The organism is Streptomyces sp. NPDC016851 (genome assembly GCF_055562795.1).
The window spans coordinates 105189-115816 of the sequence record NZ_JBVHEP010000030.1; the positions used below are offsets into that span (position 1 = coordinate 105189).

The window sequence follows — 10628 nt, forward strand, 5'->3', positions numbered from 1 at the left end:
GGCCGGGGCGGAGTTATGTTCGAAGAGGCCGGGCTTTCAAGCGAAGCCCCCCGACCACGTCCCCGTGGAGCCGCCGCGTGACCGACGACCCCTCGTCCTTCGACTCCCCGTACTCCGCCACCCCGTACTCCGACTCCCCGTCCTTCGACGTCCTGCCCGGCGCCGGGCACTCCCCCGTCATCCTGCATGTCCCGCACTCGGCGCGGGAGATACCGCCGTCCGTACGGGCGGACATCGTGCTCGGCGACAACGAGCTCGCGCGGGAGCTGGACCACATCACCGACGCGCACACGGCTGAGATCGCCGAGGCGGCGGCCGGGGCGGCGGGCGTCGTCCCGTGGCGGTTCGTCAACCGGCTGTCGCGGCTGGTCGTCGACCCGGAGCGCTTCCCCGACGAACGGGAGGAGATGCGGGCCGTCGGCATGGGCGCGGTCTACACCCGGACCACGCACGGCGATGTGCTGCGGTCCGGGGACGTCGAGGCCGGGCCGCTCGTCGCACGGTACTTCCTGCCGTACGCGCGGGCGATGACACAGGCCGTGACGGACCGGCTGGCGGCCACCGGGCGGGCCGTGATCATCGACGTGCACTCGTATCCCCGGGCCCGGCTGCCGTACGAGCTGCACGGGGAGGGGCCCCGGCCGCCGGTGTGTCTCGGCACCGACTCCTTCCACACCCCTCCCGGACTGCTGGAGGCCGCGCGGCAGGCCTTCGGGGAGATCGGGGAGACGGGGCTCGACAGCCCGTTCAGGGGCGCCTACGTGCCGCTCGAGTTCTACGGGACCGACCCGCGGGTCGAGGCGCTGATGGTGGAGATCCGCCGGGACACCTACATGACCGAGCCGGGCGGCCTCGCCGGTCCCGGTCTGGAGCGGCTCGCCGCCGCGCTGGCCCGCCTGGTCGACGCCGCCTCCGGCTGACCGGCACCGGCTGGAGCACTCCCGCGCGACAAGCGGCGGGGGCGCGGTGAGGGTGGGTGCATGACGGAGGAGACCACGACGCTGACCGGCCAGGCACCACCCCCCGTACGGGACTGGCCCGCCCTCGACCTGGACGGGACGGAGTTCGACCCGGTCCTCGCGGAGCTGATGCGCGAGGGCCCGCTGACCCGGATCCGGCTGCCGTACGGCGAGGGGTGGGCGTGGCTGGCCACCCGTCACGACGACGTGAAGCTGATCACCAACGATCCGCGGTTCAGCCGCGCGGAGGTGACCGGGCGTCAGGTGACGCGGATGGCACCGCACTTCAAGCCGCGGCCCGGTTCGCTCGCCTTCGCCGACCAGCCCGACCACAACCGGCTGCGCAAGGCCGTCGCGGGCGCCTTCACCGTCGGTGCGATGAAACGGCTGCGGCCGCGCGCACAGGAGATGCTCGACGAGCTGGTGGACGGGGTCGTACGGGACGGGCCCCCGGCCGATCTCATCGAGCGGGTTCTCGAACCCTTCCCCATCGCCCTGGTCAGCGAGGTCATGGGCGTGCCCGCCGCCGACCGGGAACGGGTGCACGGCTGGACCCGGCAGATCATCTCCACGTCGGGCGGGGCGGAGGCCGCCGACCGGGCCAAGCACAGTCTGTACGGGTGGATCACGGAGACGATCCGCTCCCGGGCGCACGGCACCGGCGCGGACGTGTACTCCCTGCTGGGTGCCGCCGTGGCCGCAGGCGACCTCAGCGAGACGGAGGCGGTCGGCCTCGCCGGACCGCTCCAGATCGGCGGCGAGGCCGTCACCCACAACTGCGGGCAGATGCTCTACCTGCTGCTCACCCGGCCCGAGTTGCGGCAGGCGTGGCACGAGCGGCCCGGGGCGCGCGACGCGCTGCTGGACGAACTGCTGCGCTACATCCCGCACCGCAGCTCCGTCGGGCTGGCGCGGATCGCCCTGGAGGACGTCGACCTGCGCGGGCACCGCATCCGCGCGGGCGACCCTGTCTACGTCTCGTACCTCTCCGCCAACCGCGACCCGGACGTCTTCCCCGAGCCGGACCGGATCGCCCCGGACCGCGACCCCAACCCGCACCTGTCCTTCGGCAACGGACCGCACTACTGCACCGGCGCCGTCCTCGCCCGCCTCCAGACCGAGCTGCTCGTGGGGACCCTGCTGGACAGACTGCCCGGGCTACGGCTCGCCGTCCCCGCGGACCAGGTGGCCTGGCGCCGCAAGACGATGATCCGAGGGCCGAGGACGCTGCCCTGCACCTGGTGACCCCATCAAGGCCTACGCCCGCAGCCACTCCGTCACCACCACGTCCTCACCGGTCCGCAGCCGGAGGGCGAACGGGCCCGACGGGGGTGTGGCGGCGATGAAGCGGCCCAGGTCGTCGGCCGTGAGCGGGGAGCCGGGGCGTGGTCCGCCCAGGACCTCGATCCTGGCCGGCTGCGGCGGCAGTACCTGGCCCATCAGCCCCTGGGCGGTGACCTCGACGTCGACGGTCACCTCGCCCGCCTGGAAGGTCAGCATCCGGGGCACGTCGCCGGCTCCCCGGACCGGGAGGGCGTCGACCAGCGAGTCGAAGGTGAGTTCCGCGACGCGGGCGTCCAGGTCGTGCAGCGCGTAGGCGTCGACGGCGATCTGCTGGAGCTCCGCCGGCAGGGGGTCCAGGACGGCGGCGGCCCGCCGGAGCTCCTCCTCCAGCAGTCCCGTGTCCAACTCCTCGTCCCCCCAGTCCTCTTCGCCGAACAGTTCGAGTTCGTCGTCGTTCATGCCGCTCACATCGCCCCCCGCGCTTCGAGCCGGGCCCGCAGGCGCCGCAGACAGCGCTGGCGCAGCGGGCCGATGCTGCCCACCGCGATCCCGAGCGCGGCGGACACGTCCTGGTAGCTGGGCGGCGGCGTGGCCATCAGTACCCGCAGCAACTGCCGGCACCGCTCGCCCAGTTCCTCGAACTCCTGCCACAGCCGACGTACGCGTTCGCTCTGGGCGGCGGCCTCCTCGGAGTCGAGCAGCGACTGTTCCGGCGTGCCGTCCTCACTGACCCGGTCCAGGAGCTGCGGGTCGTCCGTGAGGGTCAGCCGCTGCGAGCTCCGGATGACCTTCAGGCATTCGTGGCGTGCGGTGCTCGCCAGCCACGCGCCCGCCTTGCCGGGTTCCCGGATCCGCCCGAGGTGCTGGGCGAAGCGGAACCAGGCGGTCTGGTAGACCTCGTGGGCGTCCGCGTCGGACAGCCGGTGGGCCCGCACCACGGACCACACCAGGGGGCTCAGCCCTTCCACGAGCGCCTTCCAGGCCGCCGCGTCGCCGTCGGCGGCGGCCTGGACGAGCGCGCCGGCATCAGTACGGTCCACGGCAGCCCCACCCCTCGAGTACGGCACGTCATCGTACGCCGTGGAGGGGGCGGTTCCGGCCCTCACAGCCCGGGGGTGGGGCGCATGACAGGGACGGGGCGCCAGGTGGGCGGGCGCAGCGCGGGCACCTGCGCCCCGCGCACGTCCGCGACCCGCGTGACGGCGGCGAGCAGTTGGCGCCGGGCCGCGCGCGGGTCGGTCTCCTTGTGCGCCGTCATGTGGGCGGCGACCAGGCCGGCGGTCACGGGGGTGGCGAAGGAGGTGCCGCTCCACTGCGCGTACCCCTCGAACATCACCTGGTCGGGCTTGGCGGCGGCGTTCTCGTCGCTCAGCACCCCGGTGTGGCGGGGGTGCCGGCAGGTGCAGCCGTAGGTGAAGCCGTAGCGGCAGGCGTCGTACGTGGAGTGCTGGTACACGTACGGGACGGGCGTCTCGAAGCCGGTGAGGGCGCTGGTGAGGCGCTCGCCGGGGGCGTAGACCTTCACCCAGGGGCCGTGGTTGGTGAAGCAGGCGCCGGACTCGCCGTCGCTGCGCAGCGCGCCGACCGACAGCACGGAGTCCTCCCAGCCGGGCAGGTCGGCGTAGGCGGCGGGCCAGAAGGGGGTGGCGCTGCCGTTGTTGCCGGCGGCGGCGACCAGCAGGGTGCGCTGCTCGCGCAGTTCCCGCATGAAGTTCTCCACGCCGAGCAGGCCGTCGGTGCGGCCGTTGGAGGTGCCGGCGGAGAGGCTGAGGACGTCGGGCCAGCCGCCGGCGTCGACGGCTTCGAAGAGTTTCTCGCCGAACTCGGACTCCAGGATGGCGCCGGCGTCGTTGAGGCTGCCGCGCACGGTGATGTCGGTGTTGGGCGCGACGGCGGCGACGAGCCCGGCGATGAACGTGCCGTGTCCGACGTACTGCTGGAGGATCCCCTGCTCGTCGCACTCCTGTACCTGGGCGTCGCCGTCGGTGTGGGCGAGGAGCGCGCAGGAGCGGTAGTCGTGCGTGAGGCCGGTGTCGACGACGAGGACGCCGACGGCGCTGTCCGGGTCGTAGGCCGTGTCCGCGGCGGCCGGGTTGGGCGGCTCGCTCGCCGGGACGGGCACGGGTTCGTCGCCGGGGCAGGCGTTGACCGCGATGTGCACGACGTGGTTGCGGGCGACCATCCGGTGCCCGGCCCGGTCCTCGCGCTCGTGCACGGCCCGCAGCGCCTGCGCGACGGCCCGGTCGGTTCCCCGGCTTCCCTCGCCGGGGTCGCCGACCCGGATCCGGGTGACGCCGCTGCGGTTGGCCTGCGGGCCGGCCCGGCGGACCTGGTCCTGGTCGAGGTCGGGTGCCGCCGTGAAGTGCGCCCGTACGGTGTCCTCGACGACCCGGGCCTCCTCGCCGTCGCGGACGAGGACGACGCCCTTCTCGTACATGAACTCGGCCGAGTCGTCCGGTCCCATCGCCAAGGGGACGTCGGGCATCGAGCGCTGGATCTGGTCGAACTGCTCGTGGAATCGCTGAGGTGCCATGCGGGTCCTCCCACTGGGCGACGGCTTCGGTCGGTGCGGCGAACGGTCGTCGGTGCTCGTCGACAAGAGCCGCCGGACGGCTTTTTGATACAGAGCCAACCCTGTGTGCCGCGGTTCGGGGGCCACTACCATCCGAGGAGTGACAGCGGGAAGCGGCTCGGTGCAGGAACTGCTGCCGATGGTGTTCGCCGACCCGGGCGAGGCTCTCGCGAGGGCCCGGGCGCTGCTCGACGCCGATCCCGTGCCTCTTGACGCCTCCGTCGCCCATCAGGTGATCGGCATCTGGCAGCGGGACTTCGGTGATCTGCGGCTCGCGCTGAAGCATCTGCGGCGGGCCCGGGAGTTCGCGGCGCGGGCGGATTCGGCCGACCGGGAGGCGGACGTGCTGGCCACCCTGGGGGTGGCGCTGGTGCACGCGGGCCGTACCCGGGAGGGCCTGGCGGCGTTCGAGCGGGGGGTCGCGCGGGGCGGCGGGCACACGCGGGCGCGGGTGCTGTACCGGCGGGCGTACGTGTGGTGGGTGCTCGGTCACCATCGCGAGGCGTTGGAGGACGTACGCCGGGCGATTCCCGTGCTGCGGCAGGCGGAGGACGTGATCTGGACGGCGCGGGCGCTGACGTTGCGGGCGACCGTGCACCTGGCGCTGGGCGCGGTGGAGCGGGCCGAGGCGGACTTCACCGCGGCCGAGGCGCTGTGGGACACCACCGGCCAGGAGCACGACAAGGCCGACGCGGTGGAGAGCCGGGGGCTCGCCGCGTTCCGGTCCGGTGACGTGCCGGCGGCGCTGCGGCTGCTCGACGAGGCTCAGGAGCGCTACGCCCGGCTGAGCACACCGACGTTCATGCTGAACATCCGGCGCTGCGAGGTGCTGATGGCGGCCGGGCTGGCTCCCGAGGCGCTGGCCGAGGCGGACGCGGCGATCGGGAAGCTGGACGGGATCGGCGGGCAGTCCACCCGCAAGGCGGAGCTGCTGCTGGCCGCCGCGCGGGCCGCACGGCTGGCCGGCGACCCGCACACCGCGATCGCCCGTGCCGCCCTGGCGGTGCGGCTGTTCGCCGGGCAGCGCCGCACCTGGTGGGAGACGCACGCCCGGCTGGTGCTGATCGAGGCGCGGCACGCGGCCGGGCGCGGCTCGGGGCGCTTGGTCGCCGACGCCGCCGCGGTGGCCGAGAAGCTGGCCGCTTTCGGCGCGCCGGCCGCGCCGGAGGCGTCGCTGCTGGCAGGACGTATCGCGCTGGGGCTGGGCTGGACGGCGGACGCGGAGCGGCACTTGGCCGTCGCCGCCCGCAGCCGGCACAGCGGCCCGCCGCTGGCGCGGATGACGGGCTGGGCGGCGCAGGCGCTGCGGGCCCGGGCCGCCGGGTCCCCCCGGGGCGTGCTGGAGGCGTGCCGGCGCGGCCTGGACGTGCTCGACGACCACCGGATGACGCTGGGCGCCTCGGAGCTGCGGGCCCGCGCCACCGAACAGGGCGCGGAACTGGCCGCGTTGGCGCAGCGGGCCAGTCTGGTCTCCGGCGGGCCGCGGCGGCTGCTGGTGTGGAGCGAGCGCTGGCGGGCCACCGTGCTGTCCACCCCGCCGACCCGGCCGCCCGCCGACCCGGAGCTGCTCAGCGGCATGACGGCCTTCCGGGAGATCGCCTCCCGCGCGGAGGCCGCCCGGATGGAGGGCAGGCCGGTTCCGGCGCTGGAGCGTGAACAGCGGCGCCTGGAGCGGCAGATCCGCTCCCGGACCCTGCACATGCGCGGCGAGGCCCCCGGTGGCGGCGACCGTTTCGACGTCGGCCGGCTGCTGGAGCGGCTGGGCGACGAGGTACGGCTGGTGGAACTCGCCGTGCTCGACGGGCGGGTGCAGGTGCTGCTGTGCGGGCAGGGGCGGGTGCGCAGGTTCGAGGCCGGGCTGCTGGCCGAGGCGGAGACCGAGGCCGAGCACGTGCAGGCGGGGCTGCGGCGGCTGGCGCACCCCGGGGCCGAGGCGCGGCTTGCGGTGGTGGAGGCCGCGGGGCGGCGGCTGGAGGAGCTGCTGCTCGGACCGGCCGCGACGCATCTGGGTGGCGGTCCGGTGGTGATCGTGCCGCCGGGGCGGCTGCACCGGGTGCCGTGGGCGCTGCTGCCGTCGCTGCGGGAACGGGTGCTCAGCGTGTCGCCGTCGGCGGGCAGTTGGCTGCGGGCGCGGGAGACCACGCCTCCGCCGGACGGCCGCCATGTGCTGGTACGCGGCCCGGGCCTGGCCACGGGCGGCGCCGAAGTGCCCGAACTGGCCGGCCGGTACGCCTGCGCGACGGTCCTGGAGGAGGACGAGGCGCGGGTGCCGCGGGTGCTTCAGGAGCTGGACGGGGCCGCGCTGGCGCACATCGCCGCGCACGGCACGTTCCGCGCGGACAGCCCGCTGTTCTCCTCGCTGCGGATGGCCGACGGCCCGATCGTCGTGCACGACTTCGAGCGTCTGGACCGCAGCCCCTACCGGATCATCCTGTCCTGCTGCGACACCGCCCTCCTCGCCTCCGTCGGCGCCGACGAACTGCTCGGTCTGGTCACGGCGCTGCTGCCGCTCGGCACGGCCGGGGTGGTGGCGTGCAGCGCGCCCGTCAACGACGCCGCGGTGGTGCCGCTGATGCTCGCGCTGCACAAGGGCCTGGGGGCCGGGCTGTCCCTGGCGGAGGCGCTGCGCGACGCCCGGGCCGCCCTGCCGGGCGACGCGCTGCACCAGGCCACGGGCTGGGCGTTCTCGGCGTTCGGGGCGGCCTGACCCGTCCCCTGTTCGGGTCAGGCCGCCGGTCTGGGTGGTGCCCTCAGGCCGGCTGGGCCTGCGGGACTTCCGTCAGCCAGGGCAGGGCGCCGCGGTCGCTGGCGCCGAGGCGGGCGTAGGCGCTGTACAGGTGGTTGCCGACGGTCCGGATGGACAGGGTGAGGCGTTCGGCGATCTGCCGGTTGCTCAGGCCGGCCGCCGCGAGCGTGACGATCTGCCGTTGCCGGGCGGTGAGTTCGCCGAGGACCAGCCCGGACAGGGCGGGTGTGCGGGCGCCCTGGCAGCGCCGGGCCAGGGCGACGGCCCGGGTGCGCGAGTGGCGGGCGGCGCTCGGATCACGGTGGGCGCGCACGGCCTGGGCGTGGGCCTCCGCGGCGAACAGCGTGAACCCGCGCCGCTCCAGTTCCTCGGCCACCTCGTCCAGAGCCGGGCCGTCAGCACGGGTGAGCGCGTCGGCGTGGCGGGCGAACACGCCGGTCAGCCGGTCGATGACCTTCTCGGGGCAGCCGAGGCGCACGGCGTCGTAGGGGTCGGCGAGGGCATCGAGGTCCAGGTCCCCGCCGCTGTCCACCGGTGCGCAGGCGCGGGCGAGTTCCGCCCGGCACGCGGCGTCCCCGGGATCGCCCCGCAGGCCCTCCCGTGCCCAGGCCGCGGCTTCCCGCAGCTCCCCCCGCAGCCGGGCGAACCGGGCGCGCACGGCGGCGTACCGGCCGGGCAGCGGGCCGCCCTCGGCGACCAGCCACTCCCCCACCGGCGTGGGCGTCGCCCGTACGTCGTCCTGGTCGATCCGGCGGGCCAGGGCGGCCGACTCGGCGTCGAGGGCGGCGGCGTACGCGTCCGGTGTCCGGGCCAGCCGGCGTGCCCGCAGCCGGCCCGCCGCGGCTCTGAGCACCGGGCCGTGGAGGGGATGGGCCAGGCGGACGCCGCCCAGGTCGTCGACCTCGATCAGGCCGTCGGACTCCAGGACTTCGAGCGCCCCGAGGTCCAGTTCGTCCAGCGGCAACGACAGCGGTTCGGCGAAGGCGAGGCGATCGAGGGTCTCCCGTTCGAGCGGATGGGCGCGGCCGAGGACGGGGGCGGTGCGCTCACGGACGGCCGTGGTCAGCGGCACGGGGCCCCGCCACGCCCGTTCGCCGGTGTCCGGTTCGAGGGTGAGCCGCCCCCGCACCGCCCCGAGCAGGTCGCGCAGCAGCCGCAGGTCGCCCCGGCTCAGGCGCAGCAGCCGGTTGGCGGTGAGCGCGTCGAGAGGTCCGGCGCCGGCGGTGAGCAGCTGCGCGGTCTCCTCGTCGGGCAGCGGCTCCAGAGCGAGCCGCGGCAGGAGTTCCCCGGTCCACAGCCGGGAGATCGCGCCCGGCACCGGGCTGCCGTCCGTGGCGACGACCAGCAGGCGGGTGCGGCCGTGCACGGCGAGCTGGTGGACCAGGGCGGCGGAGGCGTCGTCGAGCAGCTGGGCGTCGTCCACGACCAGCGTCCGTACGCCCGACAGGAGCTGGACCGCGCGGTGCAGGGTGACCGACTCGGGCAGCAGATGGGCGAACGCGGCGAAGGGGATGGCCCGGCTCTCGGGCGTACCCGCCGCCCGGGCACAGCCGGTGCCGCGGAGCGCCTCGGTGACGAGGCGGGTCTTGCCGCAGCCCGCCGGGCCCGTCACCACGATGCCGCGGCGTCCGCCCGCCAGGGACCGGCGGACCAGTTCCAGTTCGTCCTCCCGCCCGGCGAACGGCCAGGGCAGCTCCAGCGTCGTCGCGTCCCTCTCGTAAGTCGTCACACAGACATGAGCGCGGCTACTCACTTCTGATACAGGGCGACTTGAGTAGCCCCCGACTCAGGCGCCCGGGACCGGCCGCGGGGCAGGCTGTGGGCCATGACCGCACGCTACTGCTCGCTGGCACAGGCGCCGGCGCCCGCCTTCGCACCGGGGCTGGCGGCCGAGCGGCTGAGCGCGCTCGCGAGCGGGCGGCGGATGTGGGTCAACGGCACGGTCCTGCACTACTGCTTCTTCGACCGTGACACCGACGCGTCCGTCATCCCCGTGCCGGGGACGGGGATGACGCGACGCGTGCCGTGGACCGGGTCCGAGGAGCAGCGGGACGTGGTGCGCGGGGGCTTCGCTCAGTGGCAGGACCTCGGCATCGGGATCACCTTCGCCGAGGTCGACGACCGCTCCGAGGCGGAACTGCGCATCGGGTTCCAGCTCGGCGCCGGCTCCTGGTCGGCGGTGGGCCGGGACGCGCTGCTGGCCGGCCGGCACGAACGGACCATGAACTTCGGCTGGGACCTGACCGCGCCCGGGGAGCGCGGGACGGCCCTGCACGAGATCGGGCACGCGCTCGGCATGCTGCACGAGCACCAGAGCCCGTTCGCCGGCATCCACTGGGACGACGAGGCCGTGTACGCCGAACTGGCGGGCCCGCCCAACCACTGGAGCCGGGAGACGACGCACTACAACATCCTGCGCAAGCTCGGCCCGGACGAGGTCAACGGCTCCGTCTGGGACCCGCACTCGATCATGGAGTATCCGTTCTCGTCGGGGCTGGTCCTGGAGCCGGAGCAGTACCGCGCGGGTCTCAACCCGCCCGGCACCCTGTCCGCCGCCGACAAGGAGTTCGTGCTCCGCTGGTATCCGCCGGCGGACCGGCCGGGCCCGCCCGCGCTGGTGCCGTTCCGCTCGGCACCGCTCGGCCTCGGGCCGGGCGAGCAGGCCGACTTCGTCGTCGATCCGCCTCAGACCCGCACGTACACGCTGGGCGCCTTCGGCGACGGTGACGCCGTCGTCGTGGTCTTCGAGGAGCGGGACGGGGAACCCCGCTACCTCGCCGGGCAGGACGACGGGGGCACTGCGCACAACGCCACGATCAGCGCGCGGCTCGTCAAGGGCCGCCGCTACTTCGTCCGCGTACGCCTGTACTCCGCCTGGGGTTCCGGCGAGACGGCGGTGATGTGCTGGTGACGGCACGGACCCGCCGGGCGGACATCTGAGCCACAGTCCGGCGCCGGGGGAGCGGTGGGGGGCGGGCCCGCCACGGGGGGGGGGGGTGGTGCCCCCCCACGCCCCGTGGGGCCCCGGGGCGGGGGCTGGGCCAGGGGGCCCCCAAAGGGCGGGCCG

8 protein-coding genes are annotated in these 10628 nt (G+C 74.9%); 4 read left to right on the plus strand and 4 right to left on the minus strand.

Annotated features, from left to right (window positions below):
- Positions 1 to 77: 77 nt before the first annotated feature.
- A complete protein-coding gene (locus ACZ3I3_RS35515) occupies positions 78 to 920 on the plus strand; it encodes an N-formylglutamate amidohydrolase (protein ID WP_467371890.1) in 843 nt (280 codons plus the stop codon).
- 60 nt (positions 921 to 980) lie between these two features.
- Positions 981 to 2204: a cytochrome P450 gene (locus ACZ3I3_RS35520; RefSeq protein WP_467371892.1), complete on the plus strand. Its 1224-nt coding sequence runs from the start codon at positions 981 to 983 to the stop codon at positions 2202 to 2204.
- Positions 2205 to 2216: 12 nt separating this feature from the next.
- Here the strand turns inward: ACZ3I3_RS35520 and ACZ3I3_RS35525 are convergent, their stop codons facing one another.
- The 3 genes from ACZ3I3_RS35525 to ACZ3I3_RS35535 all read right to left on the minus strand — a co-directional run bounded on the left by ACZ3I3_RS35525 (position 2217) and on the right by ACZ3I3_RS35535 (position 4776).
- Positions 2217 to 2702: a hypothetical protein gene (locus ACZ3I3_RS35525; protein WP_467371894.1), complete on the minus strand. Its 486-nt coding sequence runs from the start codon at positions 2700 to 2702 to the stop codon at positions 2217 to 2219.
- Positions 2703 to 2707: 5 nt separating this feature from the next.
- Entirely contained in the window at positions 2708 to 3283 is a 576-nt protein-coding gene (locus tag ACZ3I3_RS35530) for an RNA polymerase sigma factor (protein WP_010044855.1), read from the minus strand.
- A gap of 62 nt (positions 3284 to 3345) precedes the next feature.
- Positions 3346 to 4776 carry a S8/S53 family peptidase gene (locus ACZ3I3_RS35535; RefSeq protein WP_467371896.1) on the minus strand — a complete coding sequence of 477 codons (1431 nt, stop codon included), beginning with the start codon at positions 4774 to 4776 and terminating at the stop codon, positions 3346 to 3348.
- Positions 4777 to 4954: 178 nt separating this feature from the next.
- Between ACZ3I3_RS35535 and ACZ3I3_RS35540 the strand changes: the two genes are divergently transcribed.
- The gene (locus ACZ3I3_RS35540) at positions 4955 to 7522 is read left to right on the plus strand and encodes a CHAT domain-containing protein (protein WP_467371910.1); all 2568 of its coding nucleotides are present in this window, start codon (positions 4955 to 4957) and stop codon (positions 7520 to 7522) included.
- A gap of 43 nt (positions 7523 to 7565) precedes the next feature.
- Here the strand turns inward: ACZ3I3_RS35540 and ACZ3I3_RS35545 are convergent, their stop codons facing one another.
- Positions 7566 to 9290 (minus strand): LuxR family transcriptional regulator AbsR2, encoded by a 1725-nt coding sequence (locus ACZ3I3_RS35545; protein ID WP_467371898.1) that lies wholly within the window; start codon positions 9288 to 9290, stop codon positions 7566 to 7568.
- A 96-nt stretch (positions 9291 to 9386) separates the two neighbouring features.
- Here ACZ3I3_RS35545 and absR1 point away from each other — a divergent pair, with 96 nt between their 5' ends.
- On the plus strand, positions 9387 to 10472 hold the full coding sequence (gene absR1, locus ACZ3I3_RS35550; protein ID WP_467371900.1) for a beta-glucuronidase AbsR1: 1086 nt from the start codon (positions 9387 to 9389) through the stop codon (positions 10470 to 10472).
- Positions 10473 to 10628 lie beyond the last annotated feature (156 nt).